Annotated in this window: 19 protein-coding genes and 2 pseudogenes; 12 read left to right on the top strand and 9 right to left on the bottom strand. The window is 52.9% G+C overall.

What is annotated here, in order from left to right; genetic code table 11:
* Positions 1–235 (top strand): IS30 family transposase (locus RUA4292_RS16845; RefSeq protein ID WP_145974967.1); only part of this gene is annotated, 235 nt, incomplete at its 5' end.
* 245 nt (positions 236–480) lie between these two features.
* Here RUA4292_RS16845 and RUA4292_RS16850 read toward each other — a convergent pair.
* A complete protein-coding gene (locus RUA4292_RS16850) occupies positions 481–1,806 on the bottom strand; it encodes a tetratricopeptide repeat protein (protein ID WP_145975002.1) in 1,326 nt (441 codons plus the stop codon).
* Between the two features lie 144 nt (positions 1,807–1,950).
* On the opposite strand from RUA4292_RS16850, the gene RUA4292_RS16855 reads away from it, so the two are divergent.
* From RUA4292_RS16855 to RUA4292_RS25385, 7 genes are all read left to right on the top strand, one after another.
* On the top strand, positions 1,951–2,259 hold the full coding sequence (locus RUA4292_RS16855) for a hypothetical protein (protein ID WP_145975003.1): 309 nt from the start codon (positions 1,951–1,953) through the stop codon (positions 2,257–2,259).
* A gap of 4 nt (positions 2,260–2,263) precedes the next feature.
* Positions 2,264–3,718, top strand: a complete 1,455-nt coding sequence (gene gntH / locus RUA4292_RS16860; protein ID WP_109312726.1) for a guanitoxin biosynthesis MBL fold metallo-hydrolase GntH — start codon at positions 2,264–2,266, stop codon at positions 3,716–3,718.
* A gap of 83 nt (positions 3,719–3,801) precedes the next feature.
* Complete coding sequence (locus tag RUA4292_RS16865) at positions 3,802–4,911, top strand: HlyD family secretion protein (protein ID WP_058278658.1); 1,110 nt, start codon at positions 3,802–3,804, stop codon at positions 4,909–4,911.
* Between the two features lie 29 nt (positions 4,912–4,940).
* The gene (locus RUA4292_RS16870) at positions 4,941–5,627 is read left to right on the top strand and encodes an ABC transporter ATP-binding protein (protein WP_058278671.1); all 687 of its coding nucleotides are present in this window, start codon (positions 4,941–4,943) and stop codon (positions 5,625–5,627) included.
* Entirely contained in the window at positions 5,627–7,030 is a 1,404-nt protein-coding gene (locus RUA4292_RS16875; protein ID WP_058278659.1) for an ABC transporter permease, read from the top strand. The genes RUA4292_RS16870 and RUA4292_RS16875 overlap by 1 nt, the downstream gene beginning before the upstream one ends.
* An 18-nt stretch (positions 7,031–7,048) precedes the next feature.
* Positions 7,049–7,702: a DUF3299 domain-containing protein gene (locus RUA4292_RS16880; protein WP_058278660.1), complete on the top strand. Its 654-nt coding sequence runs from the start codon at positions 7,049–7,051 to the stop codon at positions 7,700–7,702.
* A gap of 24 nt (positions 7,703–7,726) precedes the next feature.
* Positions 7,727–7,918 (top strand): hypothetical protein, encoded by a 192-nt coding sequence (locus RUA4292_RS25385; protein ID WP_233493479.1) that lies wholly within the window; start codon positions 7,727–7,729, stop codon positions 7,916–7,918.
* On the opposite strand, the pseudogene RUA4292_RS16885 reads toward RUA4292_RS25385, so the two are convergent.
* Positions 7,829–8,196 (bottom strand): annotated as a pseudogene (locus RUA4292_RS16885) (DDE-type integrase/transposase/recombinase); the annotation flags it as partial. The gene RUA4292_RS25385 and the pseudogene RUA4292_RS16885 sit on opposite strands and share 90 nt — an antisense overlap.
* 211 nt (positions 8,197–8,407) lie before the next feature.
* On the opposite strand from RUA4292_RS16885, the gene RUA4292_RS16890 reads away from it, so the two are divergent.
* On the top strand, positions 8,408–9,535 hold the full coding sequence (locus RUA4292_RS16890; protein WP_145975004.1) for a DUF1214 domain-containing protein: 1,128 nt from the start codon (positions 8,408–8,410) through the stop codon (positions 9,533–9,535).
* 112 nt (positions 9,536–9,647) lie between these two features.
* On the opposite strand, the gene RUA4292_RS16895 is transcribed toward RUA4292_RS16890, so the two are convergent.
* The 4 genes and pseudogenes from RUA4292_RS16895 to RUA4292_RS16915 all read right to left on the bottom strand — a co-directional run bounded on the left by RUA4292_RS16895 (position 9,648) and on the right by RUA4292_RS16915 (position 12,079).
* The gene (locus RUA4292_RS16895) at positions 9,648–10,241 is read right to left on the bottom strand and encodes a lipid-binding SYLF domain-containing protein (RefSeq protein WP_058278662.1); all 594 of its coding nucleotides are present in this window, start codon (positions 10,239–10,241) and stop codon (positions 9,648–9,650) included.
* Between the two features lie 186 nt (positions 10,242–10,427).
* Positions 10,428–10,616, bottom strand: a pseudogene (locus RUA4292_RS16900) (IS6 family transposase); the annotation flags it as partial.
* Positions 10,617–11,164: 548 nt separating this feature from the next.
* Entirely contained in the window at positions 11,165–11,572 is a 408-nt protein-coding gene (locus RUA4292_RS16910; RefSeq protein ID WP_058278664.1) for a universal stress protein, read from the bottom strand.
* Between the two features lie 57 nt (positions 11,573–11,629).
* Positions 11,630–12,079, bottom strand: coding sequence for a phasin family protein (locus RUA4292_RS16915; protein WP_058278665.1), 450 nt, complete (start codon positions 12,077–12,079; stop codon positions 11,630–11,632).
* A gap of 200 nt (positions 12,080–12,279) precedes the next feature.
* Between RUA4292_RS16915 and RUA4292_RS16920 the strand changes: the two genes are divergently transcribed.
* The gene (locus RUA4292_RS16920) at positions 12,280–13,437 is read left to right on the top strand and encodes a cation:proton antiporter (RefSeq protein ID WP_058278666.1); all 1,158 of its coding nucleotides are present in this window, start codon (positions 12,280–12,282) and stop codon (positions 13,435–13,437) included.
* Between the two features lie 15 nt (positions 13,438–13,452).
* Here the strand turns inward: RUA4292_RS16920 and RUA4292_RS16925 are convergent, their stop codons facing one another.
* Positions 13,453–13,860 carry a c-type cytochrome gene (locus RUA4292_RS16925; protein WP_058278667.1) on the bottom strand — a complete coding sequence of 136 codons (408 nt, stop codon included), beginning with the start codon at positions 13,858–13,860 and terminating at the stop codon, positions 13,453–13,455.
* Between the two features lie 928 nt (positions 13,861–14,788).
* Entirely contained in the window at positions 14,789–15,592 is an 804-nt protein-coding gene (locus tag RUA4292_RS25390; RefSeq protein ID WP_058278668.1) for a Na/Pi cotransporter family protein, read from the bottom strand.
* A 440-nt stretch (positions 15,593–16,032) separates the two neighbouring features.
* Between RUA4292_RS25390 and RUA4292_RS16935 the strand changes: the two genes are divergently transcribed.
* On the top strand, positions 16,033–17,253 hold the full coding sequence (locus RUA4292_RS16935; protein WP_058274668.1) for an APC family permease: 1,221 nt from the start codon (positions 16,033–16,035) through the stop codon (positions 17,251–17,253).
* Positions 17,254–17,401: 148 nt separating this feature from the next.
* Positions 17,402–18,913, top strand: a complete 1,512-nt coding sequence (locus tag RUA4292_RS16940; protein ID WP_306346074.1) for an MFS transporter — start codon at positions 17,402–17,404, stop codon at positions 18,911–18,913.
* Here the strand turns inward: RUA4292_RS16940 and RUA4292_RS16945 are convergent.
* Positions 18,914–19,721: S1 family peptidase (locus RUA4292_RS16945; RefSeq protein ID WP_199520022.1), on the bottom strand; the 808-nt coding region annotated here is incomplete at its 5' end. It abuts the gene before it with no gap.

The following is a 19,721-nucleotide window of genomic DNA, read 5'->3' on the forward strand; positions in this document are numbered from 1 at the left end:
GGCCACCGATCTCGACATCTACTTTTGCGACCCGCACAGCCCGTGGCAACGCGGCACCAACGAGAATACCAACCGTCTCCTGCGCCAGTACTTCCCAAAGGGCACCGACCTCTCAGTGCACAGCCAGGAACATCTCGACGCAGTTGCTCGTGAACTCAACGAGCGGCCAAGAAAAACGTTGCATTACTTCTCACCAGCAGAGACGTTCCATGAATGTGTTGCGGCGATCGGTTGAAACGGCAGCTGTTTGCGGTCCTTTGGAGCAAAAAATGCGGATGGCCGCGAAGTCCGTAGAGCCGACATCGGAACCCGATGCAGTGAACGTCAGCTATGCGGACAAAGCTGCCGCTAGCTACAACAAATTCCGATGACAGCTTATGGCGTTCAATAACACTACCAAGTTATGTTCGCTTGTGTTGGCGGTAAAACACACTTTACGCACGTGGGCCTGTCTCCAGCCGTGGCTCGAAAGGGTATATCTTAAAAACGCCATCCCGCATCTGTTAAGGCTGAAATCACCCCTTCCGGTAAATCTGGGCTCGAGTAAAACGCACCCAGAACCAAATCTGGCCTGAACTCTGGCCAGGACTGTTTCAGTTGGTTCAGTTTTACCTTCGCTTGGTTTGTTTCACCCAACCTCTGATGGGCAGCCGCCAGATAAACCAGTGAGAGAGCACTGACAGGGTCACCATTGTCACTCGCAAATTCCAGAGACGAGATCGCCTCTCTGAACTCTCCAATGTGAAAGCTTGCAACTGCGTGAATGTTTCTATGAGCAAACCGATGGCTTCCAATTTCTCGCGGATGGCTTGGGTCACTGACGTCATACGCTTCTTCAAAACGACCCAAAACCAGTAGTATCAAGCCGCGAAAATCTAGGACGTTTCCATCTTTGGGACGTAGCGACTGCGCGAGTGCTGAATACTCCAGTGCATTGTCATAGTCGCCAGAGACATATGACACCCAAGCCAGCGCGGATTGGCTCCAGCCGTTTGAGGGTGCAAAGTCCACCGCTTTCTGTGCCATTTGTCGTGCATTCAGTATCAGCGCGTCACGCTCTTCCACGTTTTGCGTTTGAAGGGCCCGGGTTCCCAGGCTATGGGCCAATCCGGCATATCCACAGTAAAAATCAGGAGCCTCATTTATTGCCATTCTAAATATGTCGCTGGCCAGGATCTGGTTATCGATAGTTGCAATTGGAAAGAGCAGGCCCCGAGCTTGATCGCAGTAGTTTGACGCCTGTACTGCAGCGGGTGATTTAGCGGATAGAGCCTGTCGCTCAAGTGAGCGCGCGGATGTCTTTGGGTTTAGATCAACAACCTGTTCCATGCGCCCGCCCAAGACGTAAGCAAGAGCAATGATTGCTATGGTGACAGCAGGGATGCCAATCAGCCAGGGTAATCCTGGCCTGAATGGCGTATGATCGGCATTGCTCTGAATTGTACCAGAGCGGTCCTCGAACCAAGGCGCGTAGCCGCCGCTATCAATGTGAATGCGCAGATCGTCTCCAGCACCTGCCGTTTCATAGTACTGCTGAAGTTTCCGCCGTAACCGCCCCGCATCCACACGAACAACGTTGATATGGCCGTCATCACTGGCAAAACTCTTGAAGTAAACATCCTGAGCGATTGTTTTGCCAAGAATAGCCTCGGATCTACCCGCAATGGCCTCTTCGACAACGTAGCTCAGAAAATTCCGAAGGCGTTCTGCCTTGCCAAATATGTCACTCGCCAATACCTGGTCCAGCGCGTACTTCACACGGGTCGCGTGACGTTCCGGATCAAGGGTCAATTCTCTGTCGGGCATCTGAAACTTCAAGTTTCTCTGTATTTTCAACTCCATACTGTCAAATGAATATTTGAATGTCACCCTAATTTCACGGTGTAACCCTTCCGCGTTGCGCGATGTGCCCTCAGCCTAATGCCCAGAGATGGGCTAGGCGCCAGGGCAATGACGGACATCAACTTACTAGAGCTCGCTTTTCCGGACCAAATCAGCCGCATCCGCGTCATGCGAAAGAACCATCGTGGATTCGAGGCACTTTGCGGTGACTTCGAGTTGCTCTCAACCGAGTTGGAGAGGGCCCGGAAGGTCAATGAGCAAACGTCACCATGTCTGATTGATCCTGTCACCGAAAGCCTAGACGGGCTAGCCGAGGAAATCGCCGAGCATCTCTCTCGATTCACCAATTCAGAGATTGTCCCGAAAGCCATTTCAGAAGTGGTTCTCATACTCACCCAGGCTCGAACAAAGGACTGAAAATATGCTGCAAGACAGACAGAGGAAGTCTATTAAGTCACTCAGCGCACTCGCCGTCGCAGCGACATTGTTCGCCACAAATGCGTTCGGTCAGGCTCCTCCGGTACAGGAGCCCTCATCCCAAGAAGATATTGAGGCTGCACTGACTGGCGGCGTGCCAATGGGACGTTGGAAAGAGGGTCTGACCTTTGAGGGCATCTCTCCTCAACCGTGGTTGAAAAGTGCGGCGAACTGGTTCCCACGCACAGAAGATGTACAGCCCAACGAGATGAGAATTATCTTCATGGGATCTGCCCCGTTCATTCGCCCTGGGCAAATGAACACAGCGATTCTTGTTGAGCTGGGTAACGGTAAGATTTTCATGTTTGACATTGGTGAGGGCTCACCAGCGAACATCATTGCCAGTGGATATGCACTAAATGAAATTACCGATGTTTTCATCACGCACCTGCACGTAGACCACTTTGGTGGGTTGCCGTACCTGTGGATGTTCGGAACCTGGGCCGGTGGATGGCACGAGCAGTTGACGGTCCACGGCCCATCCGGCCGCACCAAGGAGTACGGCACCGCAACGATGGTAGAAGGCATGAAAATGATGACCGGCTGGCACCGGGATGCGTTCAGCGTCTTTCCCGTTGGCAAAGGTTGGGACATCGAAGTCAACGAATTTGATTTCCGTGACAATGGCGGCGTAATCTATGATGAAGACGGGGTCAAAGTCACACACTGGCAAAGAAGCCATGCCAAGGACGGTGCGTCCGGATACCGGATGGATTGGAATGGCATGTGCTTCATCTGGACAGGTGACGGTCGACCCAACATGATCGATATTCCTTTTGCCAAAGGCTGTGATGTCTTCGTCACGGAACAGCAGCAGGAAATCATCGAAATCTCATCCGGAGTTCAAGGCGTGCCGCCATTCCTCGGGCGGTATACCGTCGATACCCATCACACGCCCAGCTATGCGGCCGGCTACATTGCCAACTTGGTGCAACCCAGGCTTCTGATGAACACTCACATGAGCTATGACCCCTATCAGATCGAGGAAACCGTGGCGGAAATCCGAGAGCACTGGAAAGGCCCCTATCACTTTGGAGCGCCTGACGGGATCGTTGTGAACGTCACCAAAGATCAGATATGGGTTCGCGAAGGCATATTGCCCGAGTTTCCAAACTCACGTGCGCCGCAGTTTGACTTTAGCAATGGTCAGTTGATCGTGCCGAAGCCACCCCATCGGCGCGAAGACATCCAAGAACCTTACGTGCGCGATATGGAGATCGATCCTAAGCTGTACTATCCCGAGGGATATCATCCTGAGCTGCTGACCGAGTGGCCAGTTGATGACGACCTTGTTGTTCCTCTGGAAGCGCTTCCCGAAAATCTGAAAGAGAGTATGGGCGCGGCGTGGCGCCATCGTGAAGCCAACCGCAAAGTGTTGGAAGAGCAAGGTGACAACTAAGTCATCATGACAAAGAGGGCGATCACTCGTAAGTTCGGGTGGTCGTTCGAGCTTTTCTGGAAACATCACGAAGGAATGAAGACTTGTTAATCGTACTTGGCCTCTACTTTGGAATAGTCTGGCTGGTCTTTTCCAAGTTTCACCTTCTCCCCTGGAATGGATTCTGGAAAACTCTGGTTTACGGTGTAGCCGCTGTTATCGCTCTGGTGGTCATCGGTGCGCTGAACCACACAACTCCGACTGGCCCGGTATCCGTTCAGGGTGTTTCAACGAATATTGCTCCGAACGTGGCGGGCACGGTTACGGAAGTCGTTGTGGAGGCAAACCAGGAAGTCGCAAAGGGCGAGACCCTATTCCGGATAGATAATGAGGTTTTCAAAGCCGAGGTTTCCCGGCTCGAAGCTGTCTTGGAAACTGCAAAGTCATCTGCCGACCAACTGGTGTCAGATTTATCAGCTGCCGAGGCCGAGATTGAATCCCTGACTGCTCAGCTGACATTCGGAATTCAGCGTCGTGATGACATCATCCGTTTGGAAGAACGCGGGGCATCAACCACGTTCCAACTGCAAGAAGCTGTCTCAACCATCGACCAGTTGACCGCGAATATCCGCGCAGCAGAAGCCCGGAAGACAAGCCTTGAGCGGCGTATCGCCGCGAAGATCGACGGGCGTGACGCAGGTGTTGTGGAGGCCGAACAGACACTTGCGCAAGCTCTTTGGGATTTAGAGCAAACAGTTGTAAAAGCGCCGGGAAACGGCGTTGTCACGGCTGTATCACTACGACCAGGTAACCGCGCCACTCCGCTACAAGGGGCAATAACTTTTGTCAAACCTGGGGACTATGCAGTAATTGCTACTCTGCCCCAATCTAGTCGCGCTAATGTTTCGGTCGGTGACGAAATCCGGCTTGCATTTAGAACGGAACCCGGTGAAGAAATTACCGGCCGTATTTCCGGTTTTCCGGTCGGAACTGTCGAAGGTACTGTTGATCTAAGATCAGGTCTTCCCTCATTGCGCGAACTAGCCGGGATATCCAGCTACATCGTATTGGTTGAACTACCTGCAGATGCAGACAGCAAATCCTTGCAATTTGGAACGTCAGGAACAGCTTTGGTCAAGACAGACAAAGCCGGAGCCATTGGTGTTTTGGCAGAGATCCTTTTCTGGATCACCAAAAAGCTCAATTATCTTTGAAAAACCAAGCCAAAGCATCTGTGTCATCAATGAAAACTGTAGAGCTCAAATCCTTGGTGTTTCGGTGGCCCGGACAACCTGACCCGGTTCTCTCAGTCGATAGCTTCGATCTTGAGGCAGGGGAAAGCGTGTTTATGAGAGGGCCCAGTGGCAGCGGAAAGACCACGTTGCTCTCGGCAATTGCTGGCGTGATCGATGTACCGCAAAGCGCGGTTCGCGTTGCAGGCACGGATGTCGGGGCTTTGGCCGGAGGTGATCGTGACCGTTTTCGCGTGGATCAATTGGGGATTGTCTTCCAGGTCTTCAATCTCTTGCCTTGGCTCAGTGCGCTTGAAAACACGTTGCTGCCCTGCCGGTTTTCAGCGCAACGGCGCAATCGGTCGGGGCCAGACCCCAAGGCTACCGCCACACGGTTGCTAAGTGAGCTGGGTCTTAAAGATACTGAGCTCATCAATCGACCTGCCAGCGCACTGAGTGTTGGGCAGCAACAACGCGTTGCGGCGGCGCGTGCTCTGATAGGGGCGCCTGAAGTAGTTTTGGCGGATGAACCCACCTCGGCTTTGGATGAGGAAGCGAAAGATACGTTTGTCCAGTTGTTGTTGAAGGAATGCAAAGCATCAGGGGCGAGTTTGTTATTTGTCAGCCATGATCGCAGCCTGGAAAAACACTTCGATCGGAGCGTTGACTTGCCGATGCTGAACGCGGGCAAAACGTGATGTTTAATCTTTGTTATAAAAGCCTTCTCAATCGCCGCTTTATCGCTGCGTTAACTGTTCTTAGCATTGCCTTGAGCGTGGCTTTGATTGTTGGGGTTGAACGACTGCGAACAGAGGCACGAGCGGGTTTTGCCAATTCTGCATCAGGGATCGATCTGATCATTGCGGCACGCGGAAACGATGTGCAGATCGTGATGGCAACGGTTTTTGGTGTCGGCACAACTGGCGCTGGTATCAGCTGGGACAGCTACGAGATGATCGAAGATCTGCCCCAGATAAGCTGGACAGTGCCAATCATGATGGGTGACAACCACCGTGGATATCCCGTGATCGGAACGTCCGAGCAATATTTTGACCACTTTCGTCATAGTGGCGGCCGGCAACTGATATTTGCTGAAGGTGTTCCGTTTAAATCTCCAGATGGTGCAGTGATTGGAGCAGAAGTTGCTCAGGCTTTCGGGTACACGTCAGGTACTGAAATCGTGAATGCCCATGGCTCAGGGGAAGTCGCCTTTGATGTGCACGACGAAGCGCCATTCACAGTGACCGGCGTGCTGGAGCATACCGGGACGGCCGTCGACAGAATGGTTTTTGTCTCACTCGAGGGTTTTGACGCCTTGCACGAAGAACCTGCATCAGAGGTTGCGGACCCATTCGTTTTGATCGAAGCACCAGAAGTCGCCGGAGAACACGAAGACCATGACCATGTGGAGTTAGACGAGCCTGACGAGCACGAAGAAGGGCATCAGGAACATGACGACCGTCATGCTCACGGAAGCGGCCATGAAGACGAGGCGAAAGCTGTCAGGACCTCTGGCGGGCACGATCACGGTGGCCATGATCATGAACCGGGGACCATCAACGCGATTTTTGCAGGACTTGAGGAGAAGACGGCGGTGCTTTCAGTTCAACGGCAACTGGCAGATCATCGCGACGAGGCACTGACTGCTGTTCTCCCTAATGTCGCGCTGTTGCAACTTTGGTCGATTACCAGCACGGCCGAGACTGCGCTGCGTCTGATGGCAGGCGCTGTAGCTGCGGCTGGAATGATCGGCATGGTGGTCATGTTGTCTGCTTCGCTCGACAACCGGCGGCGTGAATTTGCAATCCTTCGATCCGTGGGCGCAACACCAGTCGGCGTCTTTTCCCTGATCTTGCTTGAAGCCGTTTTATTGTTGTTTGCCGGTATCGTGCTTGGTGTAATCGCGCTCAGCGCTCTCACGCTACTGATAGATCCGGTTCTTGCCGCAAATTTTGGGCTTCGCATCGGTGTTGGCCTGCCAAGCTTTCGCGAGGTTCTTCTCATAGCCCTCGTTTTCTGCTCTGGTCTTCTTGCCAGTATTATACCTGCGTTAAGGGTGTACCGTATGACGCTATCAGACGGACTGTCGGTGCGGCTTTGAATAAAAGGATCCGCTGAAATGAAGACCATTGCGCATTTTCTGAATACCTTATTCGCCCTTGCGATTGCGGGGCCTCTTCTAGCAGCGGATCCGCGCAACATAAGTTGGCAGGATCTCCTTCCCGAAGAGCGGCCCTACCACGATCCTTTTGCCACCCTAGAATATTCTCAGGTCAATGCGTTGGCCATGCTTTATCGGATTGAGATTCTGCATGCGGACACTGCGGATGACGAGAAGCGCGCCGAAGCGTTTCAGATCCGCGAAGACCTCGTATCTCAAGGCCTTGACCCAGATTGGTTGTTTGAACAACGCGAAATTGTGATGAACCAACGGTTGATTGCCGCGCGCGAACCGAACCTTGACCTTTTGGGGGAGAACGTGCGTCTTCCCGGCTATCTCCTTCCCCTGGATATTGTCGACCAGAAGGCGGTCGAATTCCTTCTGGTTCCGACAGTTGGAGCCTGCATCCACACACCACCACCTCCAGCCAATCAGATGGTCTATGTGCGATACGAACAAGGCTTCGAAATCGACGAGTTGTATAAGCCAGTCTGGATAAGCGGGGAAATGCGGGCACAGAGCAGGTCCCAGTCACTCAATTACGTGGACGGCCAGGCAAATATCGAAACCTCATATGCGATGGATGCGCTGTCTGTAGAAATCTATGACTGATCAGTCAGACTAGAGGTTCGTTCGATGGCTTCGCAGAGACACATCTTTGTGACGCTGCGCTGTCAGACCACTTCGAACCAGTCTAAGTTTACCGCTAAATGCCGGAGCGTATCCGGAACAAATCAGGCGCCACTCGGCTTGAGCGACGGTTCGGTTGAGCTTGAAGTTATCTCGGTTGTAGAGATGGCGTTCCTGTTTGAAATGGTTGTGAACTGAAGAGTGGACTGAGGCGAATTTCAGCAGACATCGCATATGTCTGAAGCGGAGCATGGCGCGTTCTCGTCGTAGAAACGGCAGGCGCGAATTCTCAACGCGGTTGTTTAGCCACCTGCCCGTAAATTTTTTTCAAGAGCACTCAATTCTCCAAGGGCAGTCTTGTAGGAAGCGAAGCGATCGGTGACGATCTCTTCCGCACAGCAATGGCGCTTCATCAATTTCCTGAGGAATTTCAATGCGGCCTGCTTGTTTCGGCGTTTGGTGACGACCGCTTCGACCTGTCGAACGCAAATACCGCTGATCGAATGACCTATCACCGGACCATCGATGCCGCAGTTTGGGCCATACCTCTTATGAATTCTAAGTTTTATCGTGATGCGTTGGCCCAAGCTGGGGTTGGCCCAATGACATTGGGTATAATTCAAAAGTTCAGGACTGGCGGTTCCAGACTGCAACACCGAATAACGCTACACCCTATATCCACGCCTATTGGATTATCGAAGACGCCCTATCGTTTTTGAGATGCCCGCGTCGGAAGAAGGTATTGGTAACTTCGGCACAATTATGGATGTATGGCAACGCCCGCTGGACGACGTCGGTTCCAACGGTCGGGATCGCGGAGCGGGAGCAAGATATATGCTGGTGCCGCCGGGATATAACGGTCCACTGCTTCCGAACGCTCTGGTCTATGAACAAGACACGAACTTCAGCTTTGCCGTGCTTCGTCCGATCCTTGCTGGTGGCACCACCGAAGAAAACCTTGCGAGGGCCACGGCGCTCACCAACAAGATTAAGGTTTACCCGCTATCTGAGGCAGATGGTGAGGTATCAACCGAGTACGTCGACGTTTACGGGGTGAATTTGGAAATGACGCCTGTCATGGACGGCGGCATATACGGCCATATCCAGGAGATGATCGGTGAGGAGGTCGTGCTTGACCGAGACATTACAATGATGGGCGCGCTCGCACGGATTGGGATCATTCGAGATGAGCCTTTTGAGCCCGATGCGGAGATGCAAGCCATCTACAACGCCGCAGGGCCCGAGGCGTTGGAGTACATGATCGATCAGTACCATCGTATTCTAAACCCTTTTGTCTTCGAAGGTAAACGATGGTCTGCACTTGTTCCTGACGGGTCGCGTGAGACGGAGTGGAGCTACGAGCACCCATCCTACTACGATTACCACGCTCGTGGCGCACTGTATTACGCAATCAACACCAGCATCAAAAACTACGGAACTTCAACGTACTATCTGGATCTGGCCGAAACACCGGACCAGGAATGGCTGGACGGCGGTAGAAACTACAAGTTGACTGTGCCTGCCAATGATCCAGTTCGGGATTTTTGGTCGATAACTACCTACGATCTGGTCACCGCGTCCTATCTCCGGGACATAAATCCCAGCACCATTGATTCTACCATGCCGGGCGTTGAAGTGAACGATGGCGGGTCAGTCGATATCTACTTCGGCCCCACCGCTCCAGAAGGCAAGGAGAGCAACTGGCTTCCAACTGATCCAGACCGAAGGTTCTTCTTGCTTGCACGCTTTTATGGACCTGAGCCGAGCCTTCTCGACAATAGCTTTGAATTGAACGATATGGAGCGGATGGACTAAGACCGCTTTAAACTCCAAGTGGAACTTCTAGGACCCACTATCAACGAATATGTTTCGCGGAACATCCAGTTAGGAATACTTCCGCGAAATTTCTTTTCTGGAAAATGAGCAACTATTCGATTTCCAGTTTTTTGAAACGCGATCCTTTCCAACTCACATCAGCCATTAAACCCTTCTGACCAAAAATGAAGGATACGATATCGCTTTTAAGGTTGGTGGTGTCTAAATCACCGCCAGCACCAATTTTGGCCACGGCCACCGATGCATCCACGCCCAATTCCCACTCGCGATCATTACTGGTGAACTTTGCCAGCGCTTCGTTTGTGTTCAATACCAAGATCATCGAATGGGATTGAATTCCTGCGATGAATCCGCCTTTTACGCCGAATGTGTTGTAATATAGCTTTTCATCAGCGCCAGATACCAGCACGCATCGACCTCCTTCGGCGCCAAAGCCGAGGCCAGCTTTCGTGATGCTAGGACAAACCAATACGCCTTTAGCGCTCGTCAGCACTTCGTCAGCGCCTTTTGTATCAGCCTTGAATTGAGCTAACGTGGCTTCCGCTTCCGTGTCCAGTTTCGCAGCATCTTCAACAGTAAATTTTGCGGTCGCAGTGCTCGCAAAAACAAAAATGAACGCGAGGCTTGAGACGACGATTGCAAGGCGGTTTTTTAACGTAGGCATTTTCCATTCCTCAAATATCATGAATCGAGTATTCGGGTTGCTTGTGCAAACAGCACAGACAATTGATTACCAGATCATCAAGGATTCACATAATCAGTTAAAAATATTGAAATATGTTGATCAAATTGTTGAGCTGCCTGTCCGCTTTCCCAGGTGAGTTGTCAGACAAATTCCAACCAGTCTCAGCTAGGCCAGTACAGCTGCCATTCACACCGCGCCAAGTTCGCGCCACTCGGCAGGAGCGGCGGAACGGGTCAGCTTGAAGGTGTCGCGGCTGGCGAGCGATCTTTCCTGATTGAAGTGATTGTAGATGAAGGAGTGGACGGAGGCGAATTTCTGCAAACTTCGCATACGCCTGAAACGCTGCATCGCGCGTTCGCGTCGTCGGAATGGCAGAAAATTCCCTGTTCCACCTTTTAGAGAATTTGCAGCATAAACCTCTGAAAAAATACAGTTCTGATAGGAAAAACTCTGAGTTCCAGACCCATCTCACGAAAATTCCCTGTAAATTGCCAGGTATCAGGGAAATCCCGCCCAAAGCGACCCCGCCAAAATGCGCCACTGAGACTGAGGCCTGAATTGCGTTCTGAGTGTACGGTCTGCTCCGTCTCTGTTTGAAAGCGCATGCGCCAACTCGCGGGAATTGAGGCACAATTCCGGGTCAGAAAATACAACTGAAGTGAGACGGGTATGGGTGGCGGTGCTGTCAGACAAATTCGAACCAGTCTCAGCTTGCCAGTAGATGCTTGAACTTATACGGAACAAAGCTGGCGCCACTTGGCGAGGGCGACGGGGGCTGATCATGGGCAAAAGCTACGTAGCCACCCTGCCCCACTCAAGCAAAGTTTTTCTGACAAGACCTGTTATCTGTCTATTCTCTCACTCTAATTTGGCTCACAAAGTGAGGGACCACTCCATAAAGAACTCACACCGCTAACTTTGGATCACCGAATTACGTGAACCGAACACTTGGCATGATGCACGACTCTGTTCGCAGTGGAACCTAGAAATATGTCCTCGAATCCGGGCTTATGCGAAGCTAACACGATGCAATCGGCGTCGCTCTGGTTTGCGAAGTCGACAATTGCCCTACCCGCATGCCCGGAGATGAGCTGTACCTTTGCGTCTGAAATTTCAGAGGCAGTCTTATGCAGGTTCTCCAATATCTCATGCCGCGTATGTGCAAGCACTTCACTTGGAATCTGAGAACCCACATATGCCGGAATAGGTTCTTGGACGTGCACAACGGTGAAAACAGCGTCGGCATCAGCCAATTGGCGCGCAGCCTTAAACGACGCTTGAGTGTCGTGTTCTTTGTCCAGAGCAACCGGGATCAGGATGTTCTTGTACATTTGACCTCCTATCTACTGCTCCGATGATTTCAGTTTGGTTTTTCGGCGGCACGAACCCTAAACAGGCTCGGACTTTGAAGATTTCCCCGCGCTCTTTGTAGCGGCTGCAACGTCATCAACTGTTTTCTCAACAGCTTCAACTTCGGTTTCAGCGACATAGGATGCACAACGAGACACGGTTTCGAACCATTCCTGCGCGTCGGCAACCAACCGCTCAGCTGAATGGCGCTGCCATTCCGCCATGCTCTGAAAGGCTTTCGATGGATCGGACGGGTTCGCGGACGACACATTGCGTGCAGCTTGTAGAGCCGTCCGGACCGCCTCATGACGCCGTTCGAACCAATGCTGTGCAAAGGCCTCCGTTTCTTCGAGAAATTTTTCTTGCGCGTCCCAAAATTGTTCGATCTGGGCTCCGAAGGCCGGATTGCCAGACATGGGTGGCTGCATTTGCTTAAAAATATCCAACAGTGAGGTCGGGCTGTTTGTGTTAGTTTTCTTTCTCGACATCGAAAGTTCCTCCTCATTTCCTGTATGAGTTACTATGCCACCTGCGGCGCGCTTTCGCCTTAATACAGATCAATATCCCATATTTTGCGGATTTTCGGCCTAAGCTGCGACGGGACACTCGCATTCTCTCAGACATCGGTTCCTAGGTGGCAGGGTTGGAGTTAGAGTAGTTTAGACAAGAACCTAACGCTGGGATTTCTATGCACATTGCCGGCTTTCTCATTAGCCTTGGTGTCCTCTTCCTTGCCGGATTGGCAGCCGATCAATTGGGCCGGGCCACGCATCTTCCTCGTGTTACTACCTTACTTTTCCTCGGTCTGATCGCCGGGAACGCCGGAATGGGGTTGATCCCACTCGACGTCGCAACGTGGTTCGACGAGATATCCATTGTGGCCTTGACGATGGTCGCTTTCCTTCTTGGAGGATCTTTGACCCGCGAGAGCCTAGTTCGGCATGGCCGAGCCATTCTGACTATTTCGATTGCAATCGTGGTTGCAACCCTTGTTATCGTGTCTGCTGGATTGACCGCAATCGGCGTACCCTTCGGGTTGGCATTGGTGCTGGCGGCAATTGCTACGGCTACAGCTCCGGCCGCCATGACAGACGTTATCAAGCAATCTGGAGTGTCCAACAGCTTCACCGAGACATTAAAGGGCGTCGTCGTAATTGATGACGCTTGGGGTCTGATCGTATTCAGTATCGCCCTGGTTCTGGCCGGTCATTCGGATGGTTGGGCAACCGTCACGACCACAGCGATGTGGGATTTCGGAGGGGCGATACTGTTGGGTACCGCACTAGGTGTGCCATCCGCTTACCTGACCGGCCGCTTGAAACCGGGAGAGCCAATGCAGGCAGAAGCAGTGGGCATAGTTTTTCTTACAGCGGGCCTTGCGCTTTGGCTGGAGGTTTCATTCTTGGTAGCAGGCATGGTTGCGGGCGCAGTTATCGGGAATCTTGCCCGCCATCACGACCGTGCCTTTCATGAGATCGAGCACATTCAGTGGCCATTCATGATCCTGTTCTTCCTGTTGGCCGGTGCCACGTTGGATATTGAAGCCTTTGGCTTGATGGGCTGGGCTGGTGCTCTTTTCCTGATCTTGCGCGCTGTGGCCCGCCTTGTCGGGGGTTTTTGCGGAGCGAGACTGAGCGGCCTGCCTCGCCATCAGACCCGCTGGTACGGTCCCGCTTTGTTGCCACAGGCTGGTGTCGCGGTAGGTATGGCCCTTGTAGCTGGAGAACAATTTCCGCATTGGGCCGCGTCGATCATGACCTTTACTCTAGCCAGTACTGTGGTCTTCGAGGTGTTGGGGCCGCCACTGACTCTCATGTCAATAAGACGCACGGCTGACACGGACTAGCAGATTGGTCAGTGACTATTCAGACTGGATCGATTCAAGAAAGGCGAGCAAATTCGCCAACGGCAGGCCTACCATCATAGGTTGCCCATTAGGCAGAGCCACCGCGATTTGTTGGTCTGTCTCAAACACCGCGCCAAAGATTGGCATTTCGCCCCCATGGGCGAGCAATTGTGAACGACCATCAATCTGTTCAGCTATGCGATCTGTTGGAAACACACCGTCGTTCTCGCCTGCCAATTTGGTAAGGTCAGGTGTTCGAATAGCCAACATTTCGGCCATTGGCCCGTCCCCGTTCGATTCGAAACCGTGACATTGCCAGCAATACGTCCGGTACAAATCACTTCCTTCACTGACGCTGACCTCCTGCGCTTGTGCAGGCCCCGCGACTAACAGTGCCAGTAAAATCCCTCGATAAACCTGCATATTATCCTCCAAATCGCCGCCACAAGTAAAGATCCCATTAAACAGTATAGCTAAGGAACGTCTTTGACCTTGCTCATGTTGTTCGCACCGGTACAAACATTGGTGTTTCAGTCGAATAACGTTTGTGCACGCACCAAATCTAATCCAGGCCGGCCTCAAACTACGCCACCTCGTCATTGACCTCGCCCCCCCCTTGCGCCCAGACGACATTCCTTCCAATGCCTTCAAATGCCAACGAATTCGCCAGAGGTGGTAAGACACTCGATGTAACCATCTGAGGGCATCGAGGCGAGCCCAGACCACGTCGTCCGGCAGACTGTCAGTCGCGCGTCGGAGATGAGCAAGTCTCTGCGAAGTTTGCTCTGTCGCCGCAGAAATCGGCGAACTCTGTTCAGCGAAATTTCACACTTCACTGGATCGTCGATTTCCAATTAACCATCAGTTGCTGCAATCATCACAGAAGCAAGCCGGTTCAAACGCCGGTCTTTTGGTAACTCGCTTATCCGATCACCTTGGCTATACCGGTAAAACAGCCGATTAAGATGATCGAGGACATGGTACATACCCTTGATGCTGGATATTTCTCCTTAGGACCTGCTGGGCAGTTCTATCTTGTCTAGGTACGAGCGCGCTTCGGACACGGCAGTTTCAATGTTGTCCCACCCATAGTCGGTTCCGCTTGGCTGAGATGCCCCCATACATGACCGGAGATGCGCCACTTCAGCCCTGACAATTTAATCTACTGCGGCTTTTGCCGCATCCACGGCGATTTCCGGCATCCCAAGGACGAGAGGACCCAAAGATTTCGTTAACTCAGCACCTCTGTCAGGTACGAGCGCCTCGACAAATCTGGCGAAGGGTTTGGCGAACGGCAAGATCACCGCTACGCCCATGGCGTTGAAGAAACTATGGAACGCGACAAGCGCAGTCAGAGAGTTTCCGGCCCCAGCAGGAAAAATGCCATTGCCCCTGTCATCACGTTGTAGATCACATGAGCAAAACCGGTGCGACGCGCCATTGTGCTCCCGCCAAATGTGGCCAGAACAGCGGTGAAAGTTGTCCCAACGTCCATTCCAATGACGAGAGCCGCCGCTTGAGGGAAGTTCACAGCACCAGCGCTCAACGCAGCCAATGCCGTTGCGACGCCGGCACTCGAAGACTGCGTCACCATCGTGATAAGGACGCCGATCAATAAAAGCTTCAACCCGCCCAGCAGTGTGTCTGGTGGAAAATCGGCAGGTGTAGCTACGCCCTGAAATGCGTCCAGCCCAGATTTGAGCTGCTCAATCCCAATGAAAATCAAGCTGAACCCGGCCAACGCCAACCCAAGGCCGGAAACCGCTTTTCTTACCGAAAGCGCCAGCAAAACCCCAACGAAAACAATGGGCAATATCACTTGCCCCAAGTCTAACTTGAAACCCAAGAGCGCCTCGAGCCAACCTGTCATGGTCGTTCCGATATTGGCCCCAAATATGATCCCAAGCGCTTGGGGAAACGTGAGCAGGCCAGACGCAACAAATCCGACGGCCGCGACGGTGACCGCACCGGAGGACTGGATTGCAGCGGTTGTGACCGCGCCTGTTATCGCCCCAGTAAACGGTGTCGACGTGAACCGGCTCAAAATGTCTGGCAGTCGCGCCCCTGCCAAAACCTTCAATCCGTCCGTCATCAACAGCATTCCGACAAGGAACAGGCTGATGCCGCCCAAGGCTGGCAACAGGTTCCAGAACATCACGAATAGCTTTCCACCATAAATCTTACACCGCCTAACATGTTTGCTTTGCCTTTAAGCCCGACGACAAACGACAGTTGATTTGCGTTCAACCTCGCAGACCCGACGCCGCGAATTGATTGACATAGATCAAAGCACCAACATGAATAACATAGTGAAATACGAATGTTTCAACGTGTTTTACGTTCACCGTCCTATCCCAAAGCAAACACAAAGGTGAACGGAATTTTGAAGGAGTGGAAGCTCCACCCAAGGGGGCTCGGCAGGAGTGGTGGCGAGCCCCCGTGTTATTTGATTGGTGCCCAATGCGCCCAGGCGTTGAGACACAAGGCATTCGATGCAGCTTTGACCATCGGATTAAGCCGCTCCGCCAATCGCGGACAAAACCGAGAAGGACGCCACTGACGACATTCGGAACAGGCAGTTGCTGGAAATCGCTTATGAACTCTGTTGATCCAAACGAACAGAAACTCAGACGGGCCCTTACCACCCCGTTGCTCACGCTTTATGGCCTTGGAGTAACGGTCGGAGCGGGCATTTACGTTTTAGTCGGCGCAACAGCAGACATTGCCGGACCGTTTGCGGCGTTGTCGTTCGTTGTAGCCGCGCTCGTCGTATCACTCACCGCGCTTTCGTATGCAGAACTCGCAACTCGATTTCCTGTCAGCGCAGGTGAAGCAGCCTATGTTGAGGCGGGATTTCGGAAAAACTGGATGGCGGTTTTCGTTGGGCTTGCGGTGGCAGCCTCGGGCGTTATCTCCGCTTCTGCCGTTGCAATTGGCGCAGCATCATACCTTCACGCTTTGACCGGTTTTGCGATCCCTATTTTGACTATCAGTGTTGTTTTGATCATGGGTCTAATCGCGCTTTGGGGGATCACTGAGTCTGTCTTTATTGCGGCTGTCATCACGATCATTGAGATCGCAGGTCTTCTCTTTGTGATTGGCTGGGGCATGTCGATCCAGGATCCGCAGGGATACGGGATCAGTTCGATGCTTCCGCCGCTGGAACTCGACGCGTGGAGAGGCATTTTCGCAGCATCACTTCTCGCTTTCTTTGCATTTGTTGGCTTCGAGGACATGGCTAATGTCGCGGAAGAGGTTAAAGACCCCGTGCGCACCATCCCAAAAGCGATTTTGCTAACGCTCGTTCTGGCGACCGTGTTGTATCTAGGAACCTCAATGACGGTTCTACTTGTTGTGCCTATCGATGTTCTTTCGACGTCCGCAGCACCCCTCGCGCTCGTGTTTTCAAACGCGCCCGAGGTCATCAAACAGGGCTTTTCCGCAGTCGCGATTGTGGCGACAGTCAATGGAGTACTGATTCAGATGATTATGGCCTCGCGGGTGATCTACGGACTAGCTGACCGTGACCATTTGCCGAAGGTTCTGGCGATAGTCCCTAAATCAACGCAGACACCAGTAGTTGCTACTTTGCTGGTCGTCGCAATCATCGTTCTGCTGACCCAAACCATACCGATTGGTACCCTGGCAGAGCGCACGTCTCAGATCGTTCTGGGCGTCTTTGTGCTCGTCAACATTTCGCTGATCCAGCTGAAGATGCAGCCGGACGAGGCCGCCAAGCATTTCCGAGTTCCTATTGTGGTACCGATCCTTGGGGTGATCACCAGTGCATTGCTTTTCGGATCTGGATTTCTCTAACTAGACAAAACGACCCAAAGGCCTCAACGAACTGCCACGGCATATGACGACTGACCAAACTTCCATAGGATCAAAACTTTCAGCCTGGTGGCATAGAACGTTTGTGGATCTGGTTCAGCAGCTGCAATGGTCCTATCTGCCGCCATTGATGGTCTATTTTGCGGCCGGCGTGTCCGGCCTGACCTCGGTCGTCGGTGCTTTTTTCCTAAAAGACTACCTCGATTTATCCGCCTCTTTCGTTGCAGGGCTAGCATTTTGGGCTGGTATCCCGTGGATACTCAAAATGCCGCTTGGTCATGTCGTGGACCTGTTTTGGCGCTGGAAGTCCCTGCTGATCTTGTTCGGCGCGTCCTTGATCACGTTGTCTTTGCTCACCATGTACGGGCTCGTGACCGCACCTGCGCTGATGTCCAGTTTCATGCCGCTGGAAGACTGGTATGTTGTTGCCTTGCTCTTGACGCCTTCGGGCTATGCAATTCAGGACGTTGTTGCCGACGCCATGACGGTTGAGGCGGTGCCAAAGGTTGACCAGAGCGGCGCACCATTTTTGCCGGAAGAAACTCGTGCACAGCACACAACGATGCAGACCTTGGGCAGAGTTTCGATCATTTCCGGGTTTGCGGCGGTTGCGGCTGTAAACATCTGGATATTCTCTGGAACCGAAGAACTGCAAGAATCCGAACGCCTTGCGCTTTATGGCCAAGTATATCTGATAGCTCTGACCATCCCGGTGTTGTCCGTTAGTGGAGTCGTTCTTCACAGCTTTATCCAGCGTCAGCTTATTAAGTGCAGCCACCCGCCACATACGCCGGATGAAGCCACCGAAGTCAAATGGTCCATATTACTCGGCGGCCTTGCATTCGTTGTGCTCAGCATCGTGCTGGGAACCGCAGATTTCGAATTCGCGCAAGAGACCGTTTTTGCGGTTTCCCTGACGGTGATCCTTTACCTCATGTCGCGTCTGCTGAAGGAGTTGGAACCTGCCCAAGCCAAAGCCTTGATCGGGACAGCGACAGTCATTTTTGTATTTCGTGCCGTTCCTCTGCCGGGACCAGGCCTGACTTGGTTTGAAATCGATGAACTGGGGTTCGATGAGCAATTCCTGGCAATTCTGGCTTTGTTAACTTCGATGCTGGCCCTGCTCGGGTTAATCGTCCTTCGACCATTTATGGCCACCTGCTCGATTGCGCATGTGGTGGTGTTGCTAACGATTGCGGCGGGCGTTCTCGCCGTGCCTAACCTTGCCCTCTACTACGGTGTGCACGAATGGACGGCGGCGCATACCGGCGGAGTTGTCGACGCAAGGTTCATTGCCATTCTTGATACAGCTGTTGAGTCGCCGCTTGGACAGATCGCCATGGTCCCGATGTTGGCTTGGATCGCACGCAATGCCCCTGTTCAGTTGAAAGCGACCTTCTTCGCGGTGATGGCATCGTTCACAAACATGGCTTTGTCGGCCAGCAGCCTTAGCACCAAGTACCTCAACCAAACATACGTCGTCACTCGCGCCGTCACAAATCCAGAGACCGGTCAAGTCACGTCTACCGCAGACTACAGCCAACTTGGGTACTTGCTGATCTCCGTGGCCGTGATCTCGATGATTGTTCCACTGGCCACAGTGTTCTTTGTTCAAAACTCGCGCTTCCGAACGAGCGAATGATCACTGGCTTTCGACCTCTCCTAGCAGAGCTCTGAGATGTGAGACCGGGACGCCGATGTTTGAACCGCCAAACTCGGGCAGGATCGCAGCATTTACGGCAACGACCTCGCCCCGCCGATTCAATGCTGGCCCCCCACTCCCACCGGTCGTGGTCTCAGCGTCATAAACGATGGCGCTCCCACTCGTCCGCGCAATGATCCCCCGGCTTGCCAGCGGGTGAATCTTGCTTTGTGCGGAAAGCCGGGACGCTATCGACCAAAAGTTCAACGTTCCTTCTGCCTCCAGTTCCTCTAGAAAGCCCGGACCTGCCTGCGCGATCAAAGCTTTCAAACCCGTTGGATATCCCAACAGATAAAGCTCTTCACCGACGCGCGACGTGGCATCCGCCAACGGAATGCCGAGGTCCTGAACGCGGTTTGGCTCAACTGCCAAAATCGCCAAGTCTGCCGCTTCGCTGAACCGGACCAAACGCGCCTCTATTGGTTCCGTCTGATCGGGCAAATAGGCCAGTAGCCTCAACATTTCAGGCTCGAGACCAGCGTCGTTCAACGCCTTCTCTCGGTCCCCTGATGTCCACGGCAACGCAACATGACGGTTGGTGACCATCAATGAGCCCCCTTTAATCAAAAACCCGGTTCCGGTGAACTGAAATTCCGCAGGTTCGCCGGTCCCGTCCGGTTCGATCCAAGGCTGGCCAAACGGGGTTTTCAGGTTTTCTCCGTTCGGCCCCAGCACGTGCCGCAAAATCTTACCGCTTTCCACGTGGCGCAGCCCATAAGCCCCCTGAAGGAAAGCGACGGATCGAATG

It is taken from the genome of Ruegeria atlantica (assembly GCF_001458195.1).
In the GTDB taxonomy this organism is placed as follows: domain Bacteria; phylum Pseudomonadota; class Alphaproteobacteria; order Rhodobacterales; family Rhodobacteraceae; genus Ruegeria; species Ruegeria atlantica.

What these genes read in the sequence shown, in the direction of transcription:
- RUA4292_RS16920 (WP_058278666.1), top strand. Translation starts at nt 12,280, where the DNA reads ATGCACATTGCCGGCTTTCTCATTAGCCTTGGTGTCCTCTTCCTTGCC.
- RUA4292_RS25390 (WP_058278668.1), bottom strand. Translation starts at nt 15,592, where the DNA reads ATGTTCTGGAACCTGTTGCCAGCCTTGGGCGGCATCAGCCTGTTCCTT.
- RUA4292_RS25385 (WP_233493479.1), top strand. Translation starts at nt 7,727, where the DNA reads ATGGCTTCGCAGAGACACATCTTTGTGACGCTGCGCTGTCAGACCACT.
- RUA4292_RS16855 (WP_145975003.1), top strand. Translation starts at nt 1,951, where the DNA reads ATGACGGACATCAACTTACTAGAGCTCGCTTTTCCGGACCAAATCAGC.
- gntH (WP_109312726.1), top strand. Translation starts at nt 2,264, where the DNA reads ATGCTGCAAGACAGACAGAGGAAGTCTATTAAGTCACTCAGCGCACTC.
- RUA4292_RS16915 (WP_058278665.1), bottom strand. Translation starts at nt 12,079, where the DNA reads ATGTCGAGAAAGAAAACTAACACAAACAGCCCGACCTCACTGTTGGAT.
- RUA4292_RS16895 (WP_058278662.1), bottom strand. Translation starts at nt 10,241, where the DNA reads ATGATATTTGAGGAATGGAAAATGCCTACGTTAAAAAACCGCCTTGCA.
- RUA4292_RS16910 (WP_058278664.1), bottom strand. Translation starts at nt 11,572, where the DNA reads ATGTACAAGAACATCCTGATCCCGGTTGCTCTGGACAAAGAACACGAC.
- RUA4292_RS16875 (WP_058278659.1), top strand. Translation starts at nt 5,627, where the DNA reads ATGTTTAATCTTTGTTATAAAAGCCTTCTCAATCGCCGCTTTATCGCT.
- RUA4292_RS16870 (WP_058278671.1), top strand. Translation starts at nt 4,941, where the DNA reads ATGAAAACTGTAGAGCTCAAATCCTTGGTGTTTCGGTGGCCCGGACAA.
- RUA4292_RS16925 (WP_058278667.1), bottom strand. Translation starts at nt 13,860, where the DNA reads ATGCAGGTTTATCGAGGGATTTTACTGGCACTGTTAGTCGCGGGGCCT.
- RUA4292_RS16880 (WP_058278660.1), top strand. Translation starts at nt 7,049, where the DNA reads ATGAAGACCATTGCGCATTTTCTGAATACCTTATTCGCCCTTGCGATT.
- RUA4292_RS16850 (WP_145975002.1), bottom strand. Translation starts at nt 1,806, where the DNA reads ATGCCCGACAGAGAATTGACCCTTGATCCGGAACGTCACGCGACCCGT.
- RUA4292_RS16935 (WP_058274668.1), top strand. Translation starts at nt 16,033, where the DNA reads ATGAACTCTGTTGATCCAAACGAACAGAAACTCAGACGGGCCCTTACC.
- RUA4292_RS16940 (WP_306346074.1), top strand. Translation starts at nt 17,402, where the DNA reads ATGGTCTATTTTGCGGCCGGCGTGTCCGGCCTGACCTCGGTCGTCGGT.